The organism is Sphingobium sp. CR28 (assembly GCF_052327305.1).
Lineage (GTDB): Bacteria > Pseudomonadota > Alphaproteobacteria > Sphingomonadales > Sphingomonadaceae > Sphingobium.
The window spans coordinates 483,544-505,771 of sequence record NZ_CP182486.1 but is presented as its reverse complement, the minus strand read 5'-3'; the positions used below and the strand labels follow the sequence as shown (position 1 = coordinate 505,771).

At 63.7% G+C, this 22,228-nt stretch carries 19 protein-coding genes; 16 read left to right on the top strand and 3 right to left on the bottom strand.

Going from position 1 to position 22,228, the window contains the following annotated elements; translation table 11 throughout:
* The first annotated feature begins 3 nt into the window (after positions 1 to 3).
* The 11 genes from mce (at position 4) to alr (ending at position 12,377) form a co-directional block, all read left to right on the top strand.
* Entirely contained in the window at positions 4 to 426 is a 423-nt protein-coding gene (mce, locus tag ACNAOH_RS02305; RefSeq protein WP_443971165.1) for a methylmalonyl-CoA epimerase, read from the top strand.
* Entirely contained in the window at positions 423 to 1,205 is a 783-nt protein-coding gene (locus tag ACNAOH_RS02300) for an enoyl-CoA hydratase-related protein (RefSeq protein ID WP_443971164.1), read from the top strand. Before mce ends, ACNAOH_RS02300 begins: the two co-directional genes overlap by 4 nt.
* A complete protein-coding gene (gene scpA / locus ACNAOH_RS02295) occupies positions 1,205 to 3,385 on the top strand; it encodes a methylmalonyl-CoA mutase (RefSeq protein WP_443971163.1) in 2,181 nt (726 codons plus the stop codon). The genes ACNAOH_RS02300 and scpA overlap by 1 nt, the downstream gene beginning before the upstream one ends.
* Positions 3,385 to 4,659, top strand: a complete 1,275-nt coding sequence (locus ACNAOH_RS02290; RefSeq protein WP_443971162.1) for an O-acetylhomoserine aminocarboxypropyltransferase — start codon at positions 3,385 to 3,387, stop codon at positions 4,657 to 4,659. The genes scpA and ACNAOH_RS02290 overlap by 1 nt, the downstream gene beginning before the upstream one ends.
* Before the next feature lie 25 nt (positions 4,660 to 4,684).
* Positions 4,685 to 5,680 (top strand): biotin synthase BioB, encoded by a 996-nt coding sequence (gene bioB / locus ACNAOH_RS02285; RefSeq protein WP_443971161.1) that lies wholly within the window; start codon positions 4,685 to 4,687, stop codon positions 5,678 to 5,680.
* A complete protein-coding gene (locus ACNAOH_RS02280) occupies positions 5,677 to 5,931 on the top strand; it encodes a hypothetical protein (RefSeq protein WP_443971160.1) in 255 nt (84 codons plus the stop codon). The genes bioB and ACNAOH_RS02280 overlap by 4 nt, the downstream gene beginning before the upstream one ends.
* On the top strand, positions 5,928 to 7,961 hold the full coding sequence (locus ACNAOH_RS02275; protein WP_443971159.1) for an ATP-binding protein: 2,034 nt from the start codon (positions 5,928 to 5,930) through the stop codon (positions 7,959 to 7,961). Before ACNAOH_RS02280 ends, ACNAOH_RS02275 begins: the two co-directional genes overlap by 4 nt.
* Before the next feature lie 237 nt (positions 7,962 to 8,198).
* Positions 8,199 to 8,570 carry a tRNA-binding protein gene (locus ACNAOH_RS02270; protein WP_443972028.1) on the top strand — a complete coding sequence of 124 codons (372 nt, stop codon included), beginning with the start codon at positions 8,199 to 8,201 and terminating at the stop codon, positions 8,568 to 8,570.
* Positions 8,571 to 8,651: 81 nt separating this feature from the next.
* Complete coding sequence (locus ACNAOH_RS02265) at positions 8,652 to 9,629, top strand: c-type cytochrome (RefSeq protein ID WP_443971158.1); 978 nt, start codon at positions 8,652 to 8,654, stop codon at positions 9,627 to 9,629.
* A gap of 77 nt (positions 9,630 to 9,706) precedes the next feature.
* Positions 9,707 to 11,320: an MFS transporter gene (locus ACNAOH_RS02260; RefSeq protein ID WP_443971157.1), complete on the top strand. Its 1,614-nt coding sequence runs from the start codon at positions 9,707 to 9,709 to the stop codon at positions 11,318 to 11,320.
* A gap of 10 nt (positions 11,321 to 11,330) precedes the next feature.
* On the top strand, positions 11,331 to 12,377 hold the full coding sequence (alr, locus tag ACNAOH_RS02255; protein WP_443972027.1) for an alanine racemase: 1,047 nt from the start codon (positions 11,331 to 11,333) through the stop codon (positions 12,375 to 12,377).
* A 1-nt stretch (position 12,378) separates the two neighbouring features.
* On the opposite strand, the gene ACNAOH_RS02250 is transcribed toward alr, so the two are convergent.
* Together ACNAOH_RS02250 and ACNAOH_RS02245 are read right to left on the bottom strand one after the other, a co-directional pair.
* Positions 12,379 to 13,551, bottom strand: coding sequence for an acetyl-CoA C-acetyltransferase (locus tag ACNAOH_RS02250; protein WP_443971156.1), 1,173 nt, complete (start codon positions 13,549 to 13,551; stop codon positions 12,379 to 12,381).
* 123 nt (positions 13,552 to 13,674) lie between these two features.
* Entirely contained in the window at positions 13,675 to 14,658 is a 984-nt protein-coding gene (locus ACNAOH_RS02245) for an alpha/beta fold hydrolase (RefSeq protein ID WP_443971155.1), read from the bottom strand.
* A 121-nt stretch (positions 14,659 to 14,779) separates the two neighbouring features.
* On the opposite strand from ACNAOH_RS02245, the gene phaR reads away from it, so the two are divergent.
* The 5 genes from phaR to rnr all read left to right on the top strand — a co-directional run bounded on the left by phaR (position 14,780) and on the right by rnr (position 21,647).
* Positions 14,780 to 15,340: a polyhydroxyalkanoate synthesis repressor PhaR gene (phaR, locus tag ACNAOH_RS02240; RefSeq protein ID WP_443971154.1), complete on the top strand. Its 561-nt coding sequence runs from the start codon at positions 14,780 to 14,782 to the stop codon at positions 15,338 to 15,340.
* A gap of 136 nt (positions 15,341 to 15,476) precedes the next feature.
* Positions 15,477 to 17,009, top strand: a complete 1,533-nt coding sequence (locus ACNAOH_RS02235; protein ID WP_443971153.1) for an aminoacyl--tRNA ligase-related protein — start codon at positions 15,477 to 15,479, stop codon at positions 17,007 to 17,009.
* A 140-nt stretch (positions 17,010 to 17,149) separates the two neighbouring features.
* On the top strand, positions 17,150 to 18,256 hold the full coding sequence (locus ACNAOH_RS02230) for a DUF47 family protein (protein ID WP_443971152.1): 1,107 nt from the start codon (positions 17,150 to 17,152) through the stop codon (positions 18,254 to 18,256).
* Positions 18,257 to 18,289: 33 nt separating this feature from the next.
* Positions 18,290 to 19,303, top strand: coding sequence for an inorganic phosphate transporter (locus ACNAOH_RS02225; RefSeq protein WP_443971151.1), 1,014 nt, complete (start codon positions 18,290 to 18,292; stop codon positions 19,301 to 19,303).
* A 49-nt stretch (positions 19,304 to 19,352) separates the two neighbouring features.
* On the top strand, positions 19,353 to 21,647 hold the full coding sequence (gene rnr / locus ACNAOH_RS02220; protein WP_443971150.1) for a ribonuclease R: 2,295 nt from the start codon (positions 19,353 to 19,355) through the stop codon (positions 21,645 to 21,647).
* Between the two features lies 1 nt (position 21,648).
* Here rnr and ACNAOH_RS02215 read toward each other — a convergent pair whose 3' ends face one another.
* Positions 21,649 to 22,104, bottom strand: coding sequence for a universal stress protein (locus ACNAOH_RS02215; RefSeq protein ID WP_443971149.1), 456 nt, complete (start codon positions 22,102 to 22,104; stop codon positions 21,649 to 21,651).
* Positions 22,105 to 22,228: the final 124 nt, after the last annotated feature.

Genomic DNA, 22,228 nt, shown 5'->3' with positions numbered 1-22,228 from the left:
TTCATGAAACTCGGGCGGCTCAATCATGTCGGCGTGGCGACGCCCTCGATCGAGGCGTCGATTGCCTTCTGGCGCGACGTGATGGGCGCGCAGGATATCCGCGCCCCGTTCGATATGCCGGCGCAAGGCGTGAGGGTTTGCTTCGTTGACACGCCTAACGGTCAGATCGAACTGATCGAGCCGCTCGGAGAGGCGTCGCCGATCCACAGTTTTCTGGCGAAAAACCCGGCGGGCGGGCAGCATCATCTCTGTTTCGAGGTGCCGGATATTCGCGCGGCGAAGGCGTGGTTCGAGGGGCAGGGCAAGCGTGTGTTGGGCGAGCCGCGTATAGGCGCCCACGGCACGCTCATATTCTTCTTGCATCCCGCCGACATGGGCGGGGTTCTCACGGAAATCATGGAGACGCCGGAAGGAGAAGGCCATTGAGCTACGAAACCATCCGGCTGGAGGTGACTGGGCAGGTCGCCGTGCTGACCTTCAATCGCCCGGACAAGCTCAATGCGCTGACCCCGGCGCTGTTCGGTGAAGCGATCGACGCGATCGATGCCGCGCTGGCACAGGGCGCAAGGGCGCTCGTCATCACGGGCGAGGGCCGGGCGTTCTCATCCGGCGCGGATCTCACCGGAGACGGCACTGGCGGTTTCCCTGCCGACCTCGGCGCGGTGATCGACAAGGCCTATAATCCCTTCGCGCGCAAGATCGCCGGCCTCGACATTCCGGTCGTCACCGCCGTCAATGGGCCGGCGGTCGGCGCGGGCTGCGGTTTCGCGCTGTCCGGTGACATCGTGGTGATGGCCCGCTCGGCCTATTTGCTGCTCTCCTTCGTGAACATCGGACTGGTGCCTGACGCTGGCGCCACCTGGGTGGTGGCGAAGAGCGCGGGCAGGGCCAAGGCGCTCGAAATGGCGCTGCTGGGTGAAAAAATGAGCGCACAGGAGGCGCGCGATGCGGGGCTCGTCGCACGGGTGGTCGATGACGAGGCGCTGATGAACGAGGCGATGGGTATTGCACGCCGGCTCGCCGCTGGGCCGCCAGTTGCGATCGGCCTCATTCGCAAGCAAGTGGCGGCGGCGCTCACCTCCACCTTTGCTGAGACACTGGATATCGAGCGGGATAATCAGTCCGCGGCGGGGCGTACTGCGGATTTCCGCGAGGCGGTAATTGCGTTCGCACAGAAGCGTCCGCCCGCCTTCGAAGGGCACTAATGACCGACAAACCCGATCTGAACGCGTGGAAGGCCCTTGCCGAGAAGGAGGTGAAAGGGCGCGACCTAAGCTGGCATACGCCGGAAGGTCTCGTCGTCAAACCTTTGTACACAAAGGACGATGTTTCAGAGATCGACCCTGGCCTGCCGGGTTTCGCGCCCTTTACGCGAGGCGTGCGTGCCAGCATGTACGCTGGGCGGCCCTGGACGATCCGGCAATATGCCGGCTTCTCGACAGCGGAGGAAAGCAACGCCTTCTACCGTCGCAACCTCGCCGCCGGGCAGAAGGGCCTTTCGGTCGCCTTCGATCTTGCCACGCACCGCGGGTATGACAGCGATCATCCGCGTGTCACCGGCGATGTCGGCAAGGCTGGGGTAGCGATCGACACGGTCGAGGACATGAAGATCCTGTTCGACGGCATTCCGCTTGATCAGATGTCCGTCTCGATGACGATGAATGGCGCAGTGATCCCGATCTTGGCCTTCTTCATCGTCGCGGCGGAGGAGCAGGGTGTCTCTCAGGACAAGCTCGATGGGACCATCCAGAACGACATTCTCAAAGAGTTCATGGTCCGCAACACGTATATTTACCCGCCGGCTCCATCCATGCGGATCATTTCAGATATCTTCGCATATACCAGCACTAACATGCCGAAATTCAACAGTATTTCCATTTCCGGCTATCATATGCAGGAAGCCGGTGCGACTGCGGTGCAGGAGCTGGCGTTCACCATCGCGGACGGCATCGACTATGTGAAATATGGTGTCGCCTCGGGCCTGGACATCGACAAGTTTTCAGGCCGTTTGAGCTTCTTCTTCGCAATTGGTATGAACTTCTTCATGGAGATTGCGAAGCTCCGCGCCGCGCGGTTGCTCTGGCACCGCGCAATGACGAAGCTGGGCGCGAAGGACGACCGCTCGAAGATGCTGCGCACGCACTGTCAGACCTCTGGCGTCTCGCTCACCGAGCAAGACCCTTACAACAATGTCATTCGCACCACGATCGAAGCGCTGGCCGCGACGCTTGGTGGCACGCAGTCGCTGCACACCAACGCGCTGGACGAGGCCATTGCGCTCCCCTCGGATTTTTCGGCTCGTATTGCCCGCAATACCCAGCTGGTCCTCCAAGAGGAGACCGGCACGACGAAGGTCGTCGATCCTCTCGGCGGCTCCTATTATGTCGAGGCCCTGACGAACGAACTGGCGAACGCGACGCAGGCGATCATCGACCGTGTCGAGGCCGAAGGCGGCATGGCGAAAGCCGTAGCTGCCGGCTGGCCCAAGGCGATGATCGAGGAAGCGGCCGCGGCGCGGCAGGCGCGGGTGGATCGGGGCGAGGACGTGATCGTCGGCGTGAACAAATATCGCTTGCCTGACGAGGCGCCGATCGAGACGTTGGAGGTCGATAACCACGCCGTTCGCGAGGCGCAGATCGCGCGCATTGCCACAGTGAAGGCGCAGCGCGACGAAGCAGCCTGTCAGGCAAGCCTGAAAGCACTGAGCGAGGGTGCTGCAGGTACGGATAATCTGCTTGCGCTCGCAGTCGAGGCGGCGCGCGCCCGCGCAACCCTGGGCGAAATTTCCGCGGCGATGGAGCGGGTCTTTGGCCGCCACGCCACAGTGCCGACTCCCGTCAAAGGCGTCTATGGCGCGTCCTATCAAGATGACAGTCGCTGGCAGCAGGTTCTCGATGGCGTGCAGGCCGTCGAAAGGCGTCTCGGTCGCAGGCCCCGACTTCTCGTCGCCAAGATGGGACAGGATGGCCACGACCGGGGCGCCAACATCATCGCATCGGCCTTTGGAGATATGGGGTTCGAGGTCGTGTCCGGCCCCTTGTTCCAGACACCGGAAGAAGCCGTGACGCTGGCGCTTGAGAGCGACGTAGACGTGGTGGGCGCGTCCAGCCTCGCGGCCGGGCACAAGACGCTGGTTCCAGAACTTGTCGCGGGCCTGCGTGCGGCGGGGCGGCCAGACATCAGGGTGATTGTGGGCGGCGTGATACCCGCGCAGGATTACGAGTTCCTGCGTGACGCGGGCGTTCAGGGCATCTATGGACCGGGTTCCAATGTCGTGGAATGTGCTGCCGATGTGCTGCGCCTTCTGGGCCACAATATGCCGCCGGGCGGGATCGACACCATGAGCGAAACAGCCGGCAAGAAAGCTGCGGAGACTGCGCGCTGATGACAGACCATATCGAGACACTGGCCGTTCACGCGGGAACAGCGCCGGACCCGACCACAAAGGCGCGCATCACGCCGATCTATCAGACGGCGTCCTATGTGTTCGACGATGCGGACCATGCTGCGCGCCTCTTCGGCCTGCAGGAATTCGGCAATATCTACACCCGCATCATGAACCCCACCAATGGCGCGCTGGAAGGCAAGATCGCGGCGCTGGAAGGCGGGGCAGCGGCGCTGGCGGTCGCGTCCGGCCATGCCGCGCAGTTCCTGACCTTCCACACGCTCATGGAGCCGGGCGACCACATCGTTGCAGCCAAGCGGCTTTATGGGGGCTCGCTCAACCAGATCGGCCAGAGCTTCCGCAAGTTCGCGTGGGATGCGTCCTTTGTCGACGCGGACGATCCCGCCAATGTCGCGGCGGCGATAACGGAGAGGACGCGGGCCGTCTTCATCGAGAGCCTCGCCAATCCCGGCGGTGTCGTGCAGGACATCGAGGCGATCGCGAAGGTTGCCCACGATGCGGGCGTGCCCCTGATCGTGGACAATACGCTGGCCACTCCGGCGTTGTGCCGCCCGATCGAACATGGCGCGGACATTGTCGTCCATTCGCTCACCAAGTTCCTGAACGGCCATGGCAACAGCGTCGGCGGGGCGATTGTGGACGCTGGCAGCTTCGACTGGGCGAAGTCGGGCAATTATCCTTCGTTGACTGCGCCCAATGCGTCCTATCACGGCGCCGTGCTGAGCGAAGCGGTCGGACCGATCGCATTCATCATTGGCTGCCGCGTGCTTGGCCTGCGCGATCTGGGGCCAGCGCTGGCGCCGATGAATGCCTTCCTTGCCCTCACTGGCATGGAGACGCTGAGCCTGCGCATGGAGCGGCACTGCAGCAATGCGCTGGCGCTTGCCAAGTGGCTTCGGGCGCATCCCAAGGTCAGCTGGGTATCCTACGCCGGGCTGCCGGAGGACAAATATCACGCGCTGGCTCAGCGCTATCTCGGCGGTCGGGGCGGCGCCGTGTTCACTTTTGGTCTGAAGGGCGGGCGGGATGCCGGCGTGAAGCTGGTGTCGAATGTGAAGCTCTTTAGTCATCTTGCCAATATCGGAGACACGCGTTCTCTGATTATCCATCCTGCCTCCACGACGCACAGCCAGCTTTCCGACGAGGAACTGGTGCAGGCGGGGGCAGGGCCGGACGTGGTTCGCGTTTCGGTCGGCATCGAGCATATAGACGACATCATCGCCGATATGGCGCAGGCGCTCGACGGTCTTTGACCGAAAGCGCAAATGGAGTGACCGAATGATCCAAGGCCGTACCGACTGGACCCGCGACGAGATCAGCGCGCTGTTCGCGCTGCCGTTCAACGATCTGCTCTTCGAGGCGCAGACCGTCCACCGGGCGAACTTTCCGCGCAACGAGGTGCAGCTTTCCACGCTGCTCTCTATCAAGACCGGCGGGTGCCCGGAGGATTGCGGATACTGCTCGCAGTCCACGGCGGCGGAAAGCGGCGTCAAGGCGACCAAACTGATGGACGTGCGCGCCGTGCTCCAGTCCGCCGCGCAGGCGAAGGATGCGGGATCGGGTCGTTTCTGCATGGGCGCGGCCTGGCGCAACCCCAAGGACCGCGACATGCCCGCTCTCGTCGAGATGGTGAAGGGCGTGCGCGCGATGGGCATGGAAACCTGCATGACGCTGGGCATGCTCTCGGAAAGCCAGGCGAATACGCTCGCTGAGGCTGGCCTCGATTACTACAATCATAATATCGACACGGCGCCGGAGAATTACGCGAACATCATCTCGACGCGGACCTTCGAGGACCGGATCGAGACGCTGGAAGCCGTGCGTGCGGCGGGCATTAACGTGTGCTGCGGCGGCATCGTGGGGTTGGGCGAGACGCGCGAGGATCGCATCGGCTTCATCCATGCGCTCGCCGCCATGCCGCACCCGGAAAGCGTGCCGATCAACGCGCTGGTGCCAGTGAAGGGCACGGTGCTGGGCGACATGCTGGCCGACACGCCGCTCGCGAAGATCGACGAGATCGAGTTCGTGCGCACGGTTGCGGTGGCGCGCATTGCCCTGCCGCAGTCGATGGTGCGCCTCTCAGCCGGTCGCGAATCCATGTCCGAGGCGTGCCAAGCGCTTTGCTTCATGGCTGGCGCGAACAGCATCTTCACCGGAGACAAGCTGCTGACCGCGCCCAATGCCGGCGATGACAAGGACGGCGCGCTGCTGAGCAAACTTGGCCTCAAGCCGATGATTGCGCAGCCGCACGGGCATCTGGAAGCAGCGGAGTGATCCGAATTCGCCGAGTTGCACTCATCTTCTCGCTATTCTCGGCGATCTATTGGCAGACCGCTTCTTGGTTTCAGGGCATTATTAACCCGCTCACCGGGATCGACGAATTGCCCTTATGGTTGGTCGCTTCGATCAATTTCGGCACGATTGCGATCTACGCCGTTATCACGCTCATTTTTTGCCACCGCTTGGCGGGTCGCGCTGCCCGCCAGGCGCTGAGGCAAATCGAAAGCAGGGCTGAAGCTAGATGATTTCTAAAATCCTCATTGCGAACCGTGGCGAGATCGCCTGCCGAGTGATCCGCACCGCGAAGAAAATGGGGATCGCGACGGTGGCGGTGTATTCCGATGCGGATGCCCGTGCCCCACATGTTCTGATGGCCGACGAGGCGGTGCGGCTCGGGCCGGCACCGGCGGCGGAGAGCTATCTCAAGGCCGAGCTGATCCTGCTCGCGGCGAAGGAAACCGGCGCGGACGCCATTCATCCCGGCTATGGCTTCCTCTCTGAGCGGGAGAGCTTTGCGCAGGCCTGCGCCGAGGCAGGCATTGCCTTTATCGGTCCGCCGCCCAAGGCCATTGCGGCGATGGGCGACAAGATCGAGTCCAAAAAGCTGGCGCAGGCGGCAGGCGTGAACGTCGTGCCCGGCTTCGTGGGCGAAATCGCGGATACCGAGCATGCCGTACGAATTGCGGGCGAGATCGGCTATCCGGTGATGATGAAGGCCTCGGCCGGCGGCGGCGGCAAGGGCATGCGGCTGGCTTATAGCGAGCAGGATGTGCGCGAGGGCTTCGAGGCCACGCGGCGCGAGGGGCTCGCGAGCTTTGGCGATGACCGGGTGTTCATCGAGAAGTTTATCGAGAGCCCGCGCCATATCGAGATTCAGGTGCTGGGGGACCAGCACGGTAACATCGTCTATCTGAACGAGCGCGAATGCTCCATCCAGCGGCGCCACCAGAAGGTGGTGGAGGAAGCGCCGTCGCCCTTCGTCACGCCCGCCATGCGAAAGGCCATGGGCGAGCAGGCGGTCGCGCTGGCGCGGGCGGTGGGCTATTACAGCGCCGGAACGGTGGAGCTGATCGTTTCCGGCACGGACACGACTGGCGAAAGCTTCTACTTCCTCGAGATGAACACCCGGCTGCAGGTCGAGCATCCGGTGACCGAAGAAATCACCGGCATTGACCTCGTCGAACAGATGATCCGCGTTGCCAATGGCGAAACATTGGCGTTCGCTCAGGATGACGTGACGATCGACGGTTGGGCGATCGAGAACCGGGTTTATGCCGAAGACCCGTATCGCGGCTTCTTGCCTTCAACCGGCCGTCTGGTGCGCTATACGCCGCCCGAGGCCTCAGATGAGGATGACCTTCGTATCCGCGTTGATGATGGCGTCAGCGAAGGCGGCGAAGTCTCGATGTTCTACGATCCGATGATCGCCAAGCTCATCACCTGGGCGCCGACGCGCGAGGCAGCGATCGACGCGCAGATCGATGCGCTCGACCGGTTCGAGATAGAAGGGCCGGGCCATAATATCGATTTTCTCTCGGCGCTGATGCAGCACGAGCGCTTCCGTGCGGGGCGCCTCACCACAGGGTTCATCGCGGAAGAATATCCCGAGGGCTTCACTGGCGCTCCCGTCGAAGCGGAGCTGCTGCGCCGGCTGGCCGCCATCGCGGCCTTTGCGAGCATGGCGCAGGCCGATCGCGCACGGCGCATCGACGGCCAACTCGGTCGTCGTCTGCCGCCACCAACGGATTGGTCGGTACGAATCGCCGGAGTCGATCATGCGGTCATCATCAACGGCGACGATGTGACCGTGGATGGTGCGCCGCTCACAATGGGGCTCGATTATACGCCGGGCGATCGGCTGATCGAGGCCGAGTTCGGGGAGGATGGCGAAGAAGCGCTCGCTGTCCGTATCGCGCCTGTCCGCTCGGGCTGGCGGCTGACCACGCGCGGTGCGTTTCACCAGGTACGGGTCTTGCCCGGCCATGCAGCGCCCTATGCTGCCCATATGATCGAGCGCGTGCCGCCTGATCTCTCTCGCTTCCTCATGTCGCCGATGCCGGGCAAGCTCGTCGCGCTGCATGTGCAGGCCGGTGACAAGGTGGAGGTCGGCCAGCCGCTCGCGGTGGTCGAGGCAATGAAGATGGAGAATATCTTGCGCGCGACCAAAGCCGGTACGGTGCATAATGTGGCAGAGGATGTCGGCGCGACGCTGGCGCTCGATCAAGTGATATTGGAGTTAGGCGATGTGGACGCACCCCGTATGGTCGTGGCTTGAGTCCGAAATGGCCGGAGGCAAGAAGAGAGCGAGGCGAATAGTGGGACTATTGAACGAGCGAACGACGATGCCCCCGGCCTTTTGGACCAAGTCTTTCAGATGGCGCGCTGCGGGCGCAGGTCGTCGTCAATCCGCTCATCCGGGGCACGCACCCCGCATTTCGCAGATTTCCTTGCCCTTCATCCCGCATCGCGCCACCACGGCTCATGCGGGATGCGCCCACATCGCCTTAACCTGATGCACCTCCTGCATGATGCTGCGGCGCCCCCGGCAGAACCGATCACCTTCGACGATTTCCTGAAAGTGGATATTCGTGTCGGCACGATCTTAAGTGCCGAGCCGTTTCCCGAGGCGCGCAAGCCGGCCTACAAGCTGCTGATCGATTTCGGCCCCGTGATCGGTGAGCGGAAGAGCAGCGCGCAGATCACGGCCCATTACACGCTGGAAGATTTACCGGGCCGCAAAGTGGCGGCAGTGGTCAACTTCCCGCCGCGCCAGATCGGCAAGTTCATGTCGCAGGTGCTGACGCTGGGTTTCGCGGACGAGGCAGGCGAAGTGGTGCTGTTCTCGCCGGACAAGGACGTGCCGAACGGCTCCCGTCTGTTCTGAGTGCTGCTATTTGCGTGTGCCGTCACGGGACGTATGACGGCTTCGCGGCTCGGGGAGAGGGGCAGGGCATTGAACAGGCGGATGAGCATCTTGGCGCTGGGCCTTGCCGGGCTTGCTGCATTGGGTGGAGCAGCGGCGAGCGAACCGCAGCTTCAAGCGAGCGCTGCCATGAGCTGGGCGTACCCGGTCAATCCGCCAGCGACCCCCAGCGCGCCTGCCGCGCCAGACGCAGCGGAAGTCCTGCACATCCAGGGCTCATCGGTCACGTTCACTGCCCGACAGGTGCGGAATATCTTCGCCGCGCCGGACTGGACGCCGCAGGAGCATCCGCCGATGCCCGCAGTGGTGGCAACCGGACGCCGACCTGACGTGATGGCGTGCGGCTATTGCCATCTGCCCACTGGGACTGGTCGCCCGGAAAACGCTCCTCTGGCGGGCTTGCCGAGGGACTATATCATCGCGCAGATGGACGACATTCACGGCGGTGTACGCAGCAGCGCCGTGAGTGGGCGCGTGCCGACAGACCTCATGCGACGGGTCGCGACGGTGGCGACGAGCGAAGAAGTGGCCGCTGCCGCCAGCTATTTTTCCGCCTTGCCGTTTCGCTCGTTCGTGACCGTCGTGGAAGCGGCGTCGATCCCGAAAGTGAAGGTCGCGGCATGGACATATGCGCGTTCCGGCGAGCCGGGCACGGAACCCCTGGGTCAACGCATCATCGAAGTGCCGGACAGCTTCGAGCAGTTCGAGATGCGCGACCCCCACACGCGTTATACGGCCTTTGTGCCAGTGGGCAGTATCCTGCGCGGCGCGCGTCTGGTCAGGCAATGGGGCGACGGATCGCTCGCCTGCGCTGGCTGCCATGGCGCGGGCTATCGCGGGACTTCCGACGTGCCCGGCCTTGCGGGCCGATCGCCGACCTTCCTTGTTCGTCAACTCTACGATTTCCAGACTGGTGCCCGTGGCGGCGAGCATGCTGCACTCATGACGCAGGTCGTCGAAGATATGAGAGGCGACGATATGATCGCGGTCGCTGCCTATCTGGCGTCCCTTAAGCCGTGAGGCTTCCGATGGGTGTTTCCAAGGCTGCCGGGACTGCGTAGAAGCCGCTCAAACCAAATAAGCAAATGGGGTGAGGAATGGCGAGTGCCTCGGTTGCCGAGAACGGCACCAAGAAAAAGCAGACCATCCCTATGGTGATCGGTGCCTCGTCGCTGGGCACATTGTTCGAATGGTACGACTTCTTCATTTACGGCACCCTCGCGGCAAGCGGGATTATCGGCCGCACCTTCTTCCCCTCGGGGAGTGAGACGCTGCAGACGCTGCTCGCTTGGGCGGGCTTCGCGGTCGGGTTCGGCTTCCGCCCGCTCGGTGCCATCGTCTTCGGCTATCTTGGCGACCGGCTGGGCCGCAAATACACCTTCATGATGACCATCATCTTGATGGGCGTGGCAACGGCGGGCGTGGGGCTGGTGCCGTCCGCCGCCGCGATTGGCGTGGCGGCACCCATTCTTATCATTCTGTTGCGCGTCTGCCAGGGGCTTGCGCTGGGCGGGGAATATGGCGGTGCGGCGATCTATGTGGCCGAACATGCGCCGCCCGGCCGCGCGGGATTCTATACCAGCTTCATTCAGGCCAGCGTCGCGGGCGGTTTCGTCCTCTCCCTGATCGTCATCCTCTCGATAAAAGCGATGATGGACGACACGACCTGGGACGCGTGGGGCTGGCGCATTCCCTTCCTCATCTCGCTTGCGCTGCTCGCCATCTCGGTCTGGATGCGCGCCAAGCTCTCCGAGAGTCCGGTCTTTGCTGAGATGAAAGCGAAAGGTGAGACCGCGCGCAATCCCTTCATCGAGAGCTTCACCTATCCCGGTAACAAGCGCCGCCTGGTGGTGGCGTTGCTCGGCGTTTCAGCCGGTTTCACCGTGATCTGGTACACGGCCATGTTCTACGCGCTTTCCTTTCTTCAGGGGCCAATGAAGATCGAGGGAACGACCGCGCAGATCATTGTCGCGGTCGCTGCCACGGTAGGCTCGGTCTTCTTCATCTGGTCCGGTTACCTTTCGGACAAGCTAGGCCGCGCAAAGGTGATGGCCACGGGTTATGTGCTGGCACTGGTCCTGCTTTTCCCGATCTTCTGGTTTCTGGGCCAGCAGGGCAGTCCCGCGCTTGTCGCGGCGAGCGCGCGTGCGCCGATCACCGTGACCGGTCCCGACTGCGCTTATAGTCCCTTCGCTACAAAGCAGGCGGACCCATGTGCGACGCTGTTGGCCGACCTCACCGCAAAGGGCGTACCCTATACCCGCATCAAGGGCGCCGATCTCTCGGTTACCGTGGGGGGGCAGACGCTGGCAGCGCCGAGTGTCGCGCAACTGGACGGCGCCCTCGCTTCCGCCGGTTATGACATGACGCCCGATGTGCCGGACGGTCGCCGGCTCGTTCTCATTTTCTTTGGCGTGCTCGCGCTCACATTTCTGGCTGGTCTTACTTATGGCCCAGTCGCCGCGATCCTCTGCGAAATGTTTCCGCCCGCTGTGCGCTACAGTTCCATGTCGATCCCCTATCACATTGGGACAGGCTATTTTGGCGGCTTTTTGCCGTTCATTTCCAGCTATCTGGTCGCGCGTTCGGGCGATTCCTATGCCGGGCTCTGGTACACCATCGTCGTCGTTCTGATCGGTCTGCCGGTGCTGCTCTGGGGACCAGGCCGGGGACATGACAAGCCCCTCGACGGAGCCGCCGCGCGGGGCTAACTCCCCCATCATGCTCGATTTGCCCCCCGCGCCGCTGGCGCTTGATCTCGACAGCGCGGCACTGCGCGCGAACTGGCGCTGGCTGGCCAGGCAGAGCGGCGTGGCGGCATGTGGCGCGGCGATCAAGGCGAACGGCTATTGCTTGGGCGCGCGCGAGGTGGTGGGCCATCTCCTCGCCGAGGGTTGCCGCGACTTCTTCGTCGCGACGTGGGGCGAAGCGGCGGACGTGCTGCCTTATCTCGGTGGTGCCTCGCTATCCGTGCTCCACGGCGTGCGCGAGGAGGACATGCCCTTCGCGCTTGAATCCCCCGCGCGGCCGGTCCTCAATTCCCCAGATCAGGTTGCCCGGTGGAAGGCGGCCGGGGGCGGCGCGTGCGATGTCATGATCGACACAGGCATGAACCGGCTTGGCCTGCCGCCCACGCAGGCCAGCCGTGCCCTGCTCAGCGGCCTCACGATCGAGACGGTGATGAGCCACCTCGCCTGCGGGGACGAAGAAAGCCCAATGAATAGCGAGCAGCTCGCTACGTTTATCGGCCTTTCGGCCGGGATTGGTGCGCGGCGGCGCAGTCTGGCCAATAGTGCGGGGATCTGCTTGGGGCCGGACTATCATTTCGATCTTACCCGCCCTGGTCTCGCGCTTTATGGCGGCGTCCCTCGCGGCGAGGCGAGCGGGCATATTTCGCAGGTGGTTAGGCCGCGAGCGCAGATCCTCCAGCGGCGTACTGTACGCGGGGGCGAGACAGTCGGCTACGGCGCCACTTATGTAGCGCACGAGGACCGGGAACTGGCGATCCTCAATCTCGGCTATGCCGACGGCTATCTGCGCGGTTTCTCCGGCAAGGGTCTCGCGCTGTTCCAGGATTTGCGCCTGCCGCTTGTTGGCCGGGTTTCGATGGATCTAATCGCGATCGACGTGACCGCGGCCGCGCATCTTCGCGAGGGCGACTGGCTGGAGATCGCCTTCGATCTCCCGACCGCCGCCGCCCGCTCCGGCCTCTCGCAATACGAACTGCTGACCGGTCTCGGGCGGCGATACGAAAGGATCTGGCGCTAGCTCAGCGCTCCACGCACATTGCGACGCCCATGCCGCCACCGATGCAGAGCGTGGCGAGACCCTTGTGGGCGTCGCGGCGGGCAAGTTCGTGAAGCAGGGTGGTGAGCACGCGTGCCCCGGAGGCGCCGACGGGGTGGCCGATGGCAATCGCGCCGCCATTGACGTTCACTTTCTCCGGATCCCAGCCAAGCTCCTTGCCGACTGAAAGCGCCTGCGCGGCAAACGCCTCGTTGGCTTCGATCAGGTCGAGGTCGCCGATCGACCAGCCGGCCTTTTCGAGCGCCTTGCGGCTGGCGGGGGCGGGGCCAATGCCCATGATTGAGGGATCGACGCCACAGGTCGCCCAGCTCGCGATGCGAGCGAGGACCGGCGCACCGCGTCGTGCTGCTTCCTCCGCAGTCATCAGGACAAGCGCCGCTGCACCGTCGTTGAGGCCCGACGCGTTGCCGGCGGTAACCGTGCCGTCCTTCTTGAAGGCGGGGCGAAGTCCGGCCATCGCCTCAATCGTGGCGCCGGCGCGAATATACTCGTCCTGATCGACGACGGTGTCGCCCTTGCGGCCCTTGATCGTCACGGCGGCGATCTGGTCCTTGAACTTGCCCGCCGCGCGTGCAGCTTCCGCCTTGTTCTGGCTGGCAGTCGCAAAAGCGTCCTGCTCCTCACGGGTGATCTGGTACTTTTCCGCCAGGTTCTCAGCGGTGATGCCCATATGATAGCCGTTGAAGGCGTCGGTCAGCGCGTCATGGACCATCGTATCGACAAGGCTCACTGGCCCCATCTTCGTGCCGCCGCGCAGATGCTGGGCGTGCGGTGCGAGCGACATGCTCTCCTGTCCGCCTGCCACCATGATCGTGGCGTCGCCCGTCCGGATCGCCTGAGCAGCAAGCGCGACAGCGCGCAGACCCGAGCCACAGACCTGATTGATACCGAAAGCAGTACGATCGACAGGAATGCCGGCGTTGACGGCGGCCTGCCGCGCGGGGTTCTGGCCCTGGCCGGCGGTAAGAACCTGCCCGAGAATCACTTCCGATACTTCGTCCGGCGCCACGCCTGCGGCTTCCAGCGCCGCGATGATCGCGATGCGGCCAAGCTCATGCGCGGGCGTCGAGGCGAAAGCGCCCAGAAAGCTCCCGACTGGCGTGCGCTTGGCGGCGGTAATGACGATATCGGACATGTCAGCTGTCTCCTCGGGGCGCGGACGCGCCGTTATAGATCGGATATGGCAAGATCGAATATGGGAACGCCTCTAGGCGAAGTCGAGCGGGCGGGAAACCCCGCACGAGGTTCGCTTTCGCGCTTAGCTGTGCCGGGCGATCCAGTCGGCAAGCGGCCTGAAAAGAGCATTCTCGGCCCGTCCGCCGACCATCATGCCGACATGACCCAGCGCAAGGTCGATCCGCTCGCGCAGGGGCGGGGTCGCGGTGGACGGAACGATCCTGTCCGTGGTCGAGGCGATGGCGAGCGTGGGGCAGGCGAGGGCTTGCGGCGTGGCGATCGTGCCGGCGACTGACCACCTCCCTGTGCCCGGTTCGTCGGTGCCGTAGCAGCGCTCGACGAGATCTCTGCCGGTCGCAAGAGTGAGAGGAGCACCGGCATTCGCCCAGTCCTCCAGCGTGATGAAGGCGCGATAAGCGGGCGATGCCTCCTCCATGTCTGCAAAGGCGGCATATTTGCTGACTGTGCGCACGGGGTCGAGCGACCAGAAGCCCGTCTGAAGAACTTCCATCGGCACCTGACCAAGCGTTTCGCACACGGGCTTCACGCCCTCCCAGATGCGCTGTGCCTCTGCTCTGAACGCCTCGTCATAACCGCTAAAGCGCCACGGCGCGGCAATGGTGGCGACGGCGCGGGCAGGCGTGCCAGCCGCCTCCAGTGCGGCACCGGCGGCGAGAGCGAGCGTACCCCCAAGGCAGTAGCCGACGAGAATGGGCGGGCTGTCGAGCGTATCGAGAAGCGGCAGAAGCAACTGCTCGACATGACCTGCAAGATCGAGGTCACGGTCTTCCGGGTCGGGCGAACCCCAGTCGACCAGCATCGCGTTCACTCCGCTGCGCAGCAAGAAGCGCAGCAAAGACCGATCATGGGATATGTCCATGACGTCCGGAGCGTTAATAAGAGACGGCACCAGGATGACCGGCGGGCCGGCGACGGGCGCGTCGTCGGGCATTTGTGGGCGCAACAGGCGTGCGCGGCCGTCCGCGCTCACCTCCAGCCGGGTAGGCGGCGCAGGGCGCAAAGCCTGTTGGTATCGACGCAGGCCGGCCAGCGCCTTGTCCCGCAACGGAGCATCATGCTGCGTATGCTGCCAAATTAGCGAAAGAAAGAGCGGAAGCGGCCGCGGGCCATGTTGCGCCGCGACAAGCCTTGATGCTATGCTGGCAGAAACGGGTGGAGAAGGGTTCATGGCAAAATCGAAACCGGCAAATGAGTCGGGGACCGTTATTATCAAGAAGTACGCCAATCGGCGCCTCTACGATACCGAGACATCCAGCTACATCACGTTAGAGCTGCTTTCGCAGATGACCCGCGAGGGCCGCGACTTCGTTGTCGTGGACGCGAAGACGGGCGACGACATCACCCATAGCGTGCTGACCCAGATCATCATGGAAGAAGAACAGCGGGGCGAGAATCTGCTTCCGGTCAACTTCCTGCGGCAGCTTATTTCGCTTTACGGCAACTCCATGCAATCGATGGTGCCGCAATATCTGGAAGCCAGCATGGAGGCGTTCCGCAAGAACCAGCAGCAGTTCCAGCAGGCGATGGAGGGCGCGTTCGCTGGCGGTCCGTTCGCGGAGATCGCCAAGCGCAACATGGAAATGCTGAATGCTGCGGCTTCGGCTTTCTCCACCAATGTGAAGCCCGCTCCGGTCAAGACGGAAGCCGCGCCGGACGACATGGCCGATCTCAAGGCTCAGCTTGCCGCGCTTAACGCGAAGATCGAAAAGCTGAGCGACAAGTCATAAGGGCGGTCTCTGCGCGGCGACAGCATTCGGTTGTCGCCCGCTTTTGCCCTCGACCCATCCCTTGACCCTGCGCTAAGGGCCACGCGCTCCGGTCGTGATGCCGGAGCGATTTTCATTATTTCGGATCAAGACTGTCATGGCGATCAAGCACGCCCTTCCCGTTACGCGCGAAGCCGATTTCGCGGCATGGTATCAGGCGGTTATCAGCGAGGCTGACCTCGCCGAGGAAAGCGGTGTGCGCGGCTGCATGGTCATCCGCCCATGGGGCTATGGCATCTGGGAGCGCATCCAGAAGCTGATGGATGCCCGCATCAAGGCGGCCGGTGTCGAAAACTGCTACTTCCCGCTGTTCATTCCCTTGAGCTTCTTCGCAGAGGAAGCGGATCATGTGGAAGGCTTCGCCAAGGAGATGGCGGTCGTCACTCACCACCGCCTCAAGGGTGTCGACGGCAAGCTGGTGCCCGATCCCGACAGCAAGCTGGAAGAGCCGCTGGTCGTGCGCCCGACATCCGAAACGGTGATCGGTAAGGCAATGGCGCGCTGGGTGCAAAGCTGGCGCGATCTGCCGCTGCTCACCAACCAGTGGGCGAATGTCGTGCGCTGGGAGATGCGCACCCGCATGTTCCTGCGCACCAGCGAGTTCCTCTGGCAGGAGGGGCACACCGCCCATGCCGACGAGGCGGACGCACGCACCGAGACGATGCGCGCGCTGGAGATGTATCGCGACTTCGCCGAGGCTGTGCTGGCTATACCGGTCGTTGCAGGCGAGAAGCCGGAGAACGAACGCTTCCCCGGCGCCGTGGCGACGTACTCGATCGAGGCGATGATGCAGGATGGCAAGGCGCTGCAAGCGGGCACGTCCCATTATCTGGGCACTGGCTTCGCGCAGGCGGCAGGCATCCAGTATCAGAATCAGGAAGGTCAGCAGACGCTCTGCCACACGACGAGCTGGGGCGTTTCGACACGGATGATCGGCGGCGTCATCATGGTCCATGGCGACGACGACGGACTGCGCTGCCCGCCGCAGATCGCGCCGCATCAGGTCATCATCGTGCCCATGCTGCGCGATACGCCTGAAGACGAGGCTGTGATCGACTATTGCGGGGAACTGGCGAAGGCGCTGGGCGGCGTGACCGTGTTTGACGAACCTGTCCGTGTTCTCTTCGACAAGAAGCCCGTGAAGGCAGCGAACAAGCGCTGGGGCTGGGTCAAGAAGGGCGCTCCGGTCATCGTCGAAGTCGGCGGACGCGATGTCGCCGGCGGCAATGTTTCGGTTCTGCGGCGTGATCGCCTCTATAATGACGCCGGCAAGACGGCGAGCGAGATCGTCTCGCGCGAAGCCTTCGTGGCGGGCGCGGCTGATATACTAAAGTCTATTCAGGAAACGCTTCACGCCAGCGCCCGCCAATTTCTCGATGCGCGCATCGACCGCTCGATCACGGACAAGGCCGCGCTCAAGGCGTTCTTCGACGCTTCATCCAAGCCCGGCTGGGCGGAAGTGAGCTGGTCCCGGCCAACCGGCGATGCGCTGGAAGGGGTCGTCCAGTGGCTCAAGGGCGAAAAGCTCACCCTGCGCAACGTACCGCTCGATGCTGGCGCGGTGACCGGGGCGTGCATCTTCACAGGCGCGCCAGCAGTGGAGCGCGTGCTGGTCGGGCGCAGCTACTAAAGCCCTTTGCGGGGTGGCAGCAGGGCGACAGTTCGTGGATCTTTGAGTCACACCACCTAGTCACAGGATTGTAACATTCGCCCGGATGGGGCATCGGTCCCGCAGTTCATCGGGAGCTTGTCATCCGCCAGATTGCCGCCTTGCCTTATCGCACCGAGGGGACCGCCATCGATGCGCCGGTGCGTATCCTGCTTGTCACCTCCAGGGGGACGGGGCGGTGGGTGATTCCCAAGGGCAACGCGCAGACCGGGGCATCGTCACATAACGCGGCGGCTAACGAGGCGGAGGAAGAAGCCGGTGTCCTCGGTCCCGTGTGCCCCACCTCGATCGGCTCCTATCGCTATCGCAAGCGCCGGTCGAACGGTGCATCGCTGATGGTAGACGTGGAGGTCTTCCCGCTTTCGGTGACGGATGAACTCGACGAGTGGAAGGAAAAGACGCAACGCGAGCGGCGCTGGTTTACCCTCGCCGAGGCTGCCGAGGCCGTCGATGAGGAGGATCTGCGGGATCTCATCCGCTCGTTCGCCGCATCCCAGTTCAACGCCGCGACCCGGCGGACCAACATGCTGGTCGCCGTGGCGCAGAAATCGAAGGTAAGTGCCATGTTTGGCTGGTTCCAGCGCCTGCTCCCCAAGACAGGCAATTTCTTCGAGCTTTTCGAGGCTCACGCCCTGACGATCACGGCGGCGGCAGATGCGCTGGCGCGACTGCTGCAGGGTGGGCCGGCGCGCGCGGACCACATCCGCGAAATCATCGAGCGGGAAAACGACGCGGACGATATCATTCGCGACGTGCTGCAGAGCGTGCGCAAGACCTTCCTTACCCCGTTCGATCGCGGTGCGATCACGTCGCTTATCAGCGCGATGGACGATTCGATCGACGAGATGCACTCAGCAGCGGCGGCGATCGACCTTTATGAAGTCACGGTGTTCGATGACGAAATGCGCGACATGGCCGCGATCATCGTCGATGCCGCGCGGCTGACGGCCGAAGCAATGCCACTTCTGCGGGATGTGGCGAAGAATGGCGGGCGACTTCACGAGTTGACCGAACGGCTGGTCCGCATGGAAGGCCATGCCGACGACATTCACGACGCCGGGATCAAGCGGGCGTTCAAGGACGTGGGCGACGGGGAGACGCTCCAGTTCATCGTCAAGCGCGAGATCTACAAGCATCTCGAGCGGATCGTCGATGCGCTTGAGGACGTCGCCAACGAAATTGACGGCATCGTCATCGACCATGCCTGATCCGGTCCTGTCGACGACGCGGGAGCAGGGCTGATGCACGAACTTGCACTCCCGCTCCTTATCGGGCTCATCGTCGTTGCGCTGGCCTTCGACTTCCTCAACGGCCTGCATGACGCGGCCAATTCGATCGCGACGGTCGTTGCGACCCGGCTGCTGGGGCCGGTGCAGGCAGTCGCCTTCGCGGCGAGCTTCAACTTCGCGGCGTATTTTCTCAGTGTGATGTTTCCCAGTCTGCACAAGGTTGCGGAGACGATCGGCTCCGGCCTCATCCAGAAGGATCTGGTCACGCCCGCCGTGGTTTTTGGCGCTCTCATTGGCGCTATGTTCTGGAACGTGGTCACCTGGCTGAAGGGCATACCCTCATCGAGCAGTCACGCATTGGTGGGCGGGCTGATCGGGGCGGGGACAGCACATGCGGGGTTGAGCGGCATCGAATGGTCGGGGCTCAACAAGACGCTCATTGCGATCGTCCTTTCGCCCACGCTGGGCATGATCCTCTCCATGCTCATCATGCTGGCGACGAGCTGGATCTTCAAGGGCGCGACGGCGCGCTCGGCCGAGGGTATTTTTCGCGGCCTGCACCTCTTCTCGTCGGCGACCTATTCGCTGAGCCACGGCCTCAACGACGCGCAGAAGACGATGGGCATCATCACTGTGCTGCTCTATTCCACGGGTTATCTCTCGGGCGAATTCCACGTGCCGCACTGGGTTGCGATCAGCTGCTATATCGCCATTGCGCTGGGCACTCTCTCCGGCGGCTGGAAGATCATCGAGACGATGGGTTCGCGCATCACCAAGCTATCGCAACATCAGGGCTTTAGCGCCTCGGCGGGCGGATCGGTCATGGTGTTCACTGCCTCGCTTCTCGGCATCCCGGTTTCGACGACTCATACCATCACTGGTTGTGTGATCGGGGCGGGGACGGCGCGCCGCGCCTCTGCCGTGCGCTGGGGCGTGGCGCAGAGCGTCGTGGTCGCTTGGGTCATTACCATCCCCGCCTCGGCGGCCGTGGGCGCGCTCTTCTATCTCCTGACCCGTTTGTTCTGAAACGTCGTCCGGATTGGACGGGCGAGCCGGCGCGCCCTATCAGGCACTCATGCCCCCTAAAAAACCCCATCGCCCAAAGCACGTCGGCCTGCCCACATCGAAACAGGTGATGGACTTCATCGCCTCGTCGGACCAGCCGGCCGGCAAGCGCGAGATCGCCAAGGCATTTGGCCTCCATGGTCAGGAGAAGATCGCGCTCAAGGCGCTGCTGAAGGACATGGCGGACGAAGGGCTGATCGATCTCGGCCCTGGCCGGGCCTTCCACAAGATGGGCGGCGTGCCGAAAGTGACGGTGCTGCGGGTCGTGTCCGTGGATGACGGGCAGGCGCTGGCGGTGCCGGAGCGTTGGGAAGCAGATGGCATTCCCATCCCCCGCCTGCGCGTGATGGAACGCGGGAAGCGCGGCGCGCTTGGCGTGGGGGATCGGATTCTCGCGCGGACCGAGGAAGCCGGCAAAGGGTGGATCGCTCACCCGATGAAGAAACTCGCCGGCGCTGCTGAGCAGATGCTGGGCGTTCTGGCGAAGGACGAGCGGGGCCGGCTGGTTTTGCGTCCGGTCGACAAGCGCATCCGCAACGAGACGCTCATAAGCGATCCCGGCGAGGGACAGCCGGGCGATCTAGTGCTGGCCGAGGCGTCTGGCCGACCGCCGCGTATCACCGCTCGTGTGACGGACGTGCTGGGCGATCCGTTCCTGCCGCGCAGCTTCAGCCTCATCGCCATTGCGAAATATGGCATTCCGCATGATTTCCCCGAGGAAGCGGAAGCCGAGGCGGCGAAGGTGCATGACTTGCCGCTGCACGCCGATCAGCGCGAGGATCTGCGTCACCTGCCGATCGTCGCAATCGATCCGGTGGACGCGCGTGACTTCGACGATGCGGTGTGGGCCATGCCGGATGATGATCCGGCCAATCCCGGCGGTTTCCGGGCAATCGTCGCGATCGCCGACGTCTCCTATTATGTCCGGGCCGGCTCTGCGCTCGACCGGCAGGCGCGCAAGCGCGGCAATAGCGTCTACTTCCCCGACCGGGTGGTGCCGATGCTGCCTCATGCGCTTTCTTCGGACATGTGCTCGCTGCGTGCGGGCGAGGACCGGGCAGCAATGGCCTGTCACCTCGTCATCGACAAGGGCGGCAAGGTGACGGCCTGGCGCTTCACCCGCGCGATCATCCGCGTGGCGGCGAACATTCCCTATGAGCGCGCACAAGCGGCGATCGACGGCCGCGAGCCGCATGAGATGACGGAAAGCGCGTTGAAACCGCTCTGGGACTGCTGGCGCGCTCTCGCTAAGGCGCGCGATGCCCGTTCGCCGCTCGATCTGGACCTGCCGGAACGGCGGGTAGTGATCGACGAGTCAGGGCGAATCGTCAGCGTCGCCATTCGCGAGCGGCTGGATGCGCACCGGCTCATCGAGGATTTCATGGTCACCGCCAACGTCGCGGCGGCCAAGGCGCTGGAGGCAAAGAAGGCGCCGGTCATGTACCGCCTCCACGAGGCGCCAGGTCGCGAAAAGCTGGTCGCGCTCAAGGAGTATCTGGCGACCTTCGATATCGGTTTCGCGCTGGGTCAGGTCATCACACCCGCCACGTTCAATGCGCTCATCGCCAAGATTGCTGCGGATAACCCGGTCAGGCCGCAGATCATGGAGCAGATCCTCCGCTCCCAGACCCAGGCTTATTATGGTCCGCGCAACCTCGGCCATTTCGGGCTGGCGCTTGGCAGCTACGCGCATTTCACATCGCCCATCCGGCGCTATGCGGACCTGCTCGTTCACCGGTCTCTCGTCGGCGCCTATGGACTGGAGCTGCCGGCGCCGCAGGACAAGTCGATCCCGCGCGAGACCCGGCTCTCGGCCGAGGACATGGCCGATTTGGCTCCGATCGGCGAGCGGATCAGCCAGTATGAGCGCCGCGCAATGGAAGCCGAGCGCGAGACCATCGACCGCTATGTTGCGGCCTTTCTCGCCGAACGCGTGGGCCAAGTGCTTTCGTGCCGAATCACCGGGGTCCAGAATTTCGGTTTCTTCGCCACCGTGGAGGAGCTGGGGGGCGATGGACTGGTGCCGGTTTCGACGCTCGGCGCTGAACGCTTCAACTATATCGAGGCGGAGCGTACGCTGGAGGGCGAGCATACGGGCACGCGCTACGTGCTGGGAGACCGGCTGGATCTGCGCTTGATCGAATCGGACCCGATCAGCGGTGCCTTGCGGTTCGAGCTGCCGGAAGGCGCCAGCCATCTGCCCATGCGAGGCGGGCCACGCGGCGGGCGACCGATCAAGCGCCGGGGACGGCCGGACAATATCCGGCACACATCATCGCGGCGCGGCTCGGTGAAGCGCCGTTAATCTAGCTCAGTCGCTCTATGTCTTCGCGCGAGAGCGAGCCGGGAATAATCATGAGAGGGCAGGGGAGTGTCCCTGCGTCAGTGCCCGCAAAGTGCGCGACGAGCGGCCCCGGCGCGCCCTTTGGCGCTGCGGCGAGCACGAGCGCAGCGACGTTGTCCGTTTCTTCGACTGTTTTGCGGACAACGGGCACCGGGTCGCCCGCCTTCACCGTGATGGTCGGCTGAAGATTGGCCTCCGCCATCAGCGTGCCGGCCGCGCTCATCACCAGCGCTTCGGCGCGGGCGCGCGCTTCATCCTCCATCGTCGCCTGGACCGCGCCCCACTGGACGAACTCCATCTTGGGAATGAGAGCGAGAATATGCACGCCGCCGCCGGTCTTCGCCGCACGGCGGGCCGCGAAAAGCAGCGCAGCCTCCGCTTCGGCGCTTTCGTCCACCACCACCAGATAGGTACGCATTGCCACCGCTCTCCCAAACAGGGAGCAAACGTGCGGGAAATTCCGGCATGATGCAAGCGATGGCCTTGACCGGGCGAAGCAAAGCGTGAAGGTGAAAACCGATCCCCTTGATGCAAGAACAGGA

Excerpts from the sequence above, each read along its gene's own strand:
- mce (WP_443971165.1), top strand. The coding sequence starts at position 4 with ATGAAACTCGGGCGGCTCAATCATGTCGGCGTGGCGACGCCCTCGATC.
- scpA (WP_443971163.1), top strand. The coding sequence starts at position 1,205 with ATGACCGACAAACCCGATCTGAACGCGTGGAAGGCCCTTGCCGAGAAG.
- ACNAOH_RS02290 (WP_443971162.1), top strand. The coding sequence starts at position 3,385 with ATGACAGACCATATCGAGACACTGGCCGTTCACGCGGGAACAGCGCCG.
- bioB (WP_443971161.1), top strand. The coding sequence starts at position 4,685 with ATGATCCAAGGCCGTACCGACTGGACCCGCGACGAGATCAGCGCGCTG.
- ACNAOH_RS02275 (WP_443971159.1), top strand. The coding sequence starts at position 5,928 with ATGATTTCTAAAATCCTCATTGCGAACCGTGGCGAGATCGCCTGCCGA.
- ACNAOH_RS02270 (WP_443972028.1), top strand. The coding sequence starts at position 8,199 with ATGCACCTCCTGCATGATGCTGCGGCGCCCCCGGCAGAACCGATCACC.
- ACNAOH_RS02265 (WP_443971158.1), top strand. The coding sequence starts at position 8,652 with ATGAGCATCTTGGCGCTGGGCCTTGCCGGGCTTGCTGCATTGGGTGGA.
- ACNAOH_RS02260 (WP_443971157.1), top strand. The coding sequence starts at position 9,707 with ATGGCGAGTGCCTCGGTTGCCGAGAACGGCACCAAGAAAAAGCAGACC.
- alr (WP_443972027.1), top strand. The coding sequence starts at position 11,331 with ATGCTCGATTTGCCCCCCGCGCCGCTGGCGCTTGATCTCGACAGCGCG.
- ACNAOH_RS02250 (WP_443971156.1), bottom strand. The coding sequence starts at position 13,551 with ATGTCCGATATCGTCATTACCGCCGCCAAGCGCACGCCAGTCGGGAGC.
- phaR (WP_443971154.1), top strand. The coding sequence starts at position 14,780 with ATGGCAAAATCGAAACCGGCAAATGAGTCGGGGACCGTTATTATCAAG.
- ACNAOH_RS02235 (WP_443971153.1), top strand. The coding sequence starts at position 15,477 with ATGGCGATCAAGCACGCCCTTCCCGTTACGCGCGAAGCCGATTTCGCG.
- ACNAOH_RS02225 (WP_443971151.1), top strand. The coding sequence starts at position 18,290 with ATGCACGAACTTGCACTCCCGCTCCTTATCGGGCTCATCGTCGTTGCG.
- rnr (WP_443971150.1), top strand. The coding sequence starts at position 19,353 with ATGCCCCCTAAAAAACCCCATCGCCCAAAGCACGTCGGCCTGCCCACA.
- ACNAOH_RS02215 (WP_443971149.1), bottom strand. The coding sequence starts at position 22,104 with ATGCGTACCTATCTGGTGGTGGTGGACGAAAGCGCCGAAGCGGAGGCT.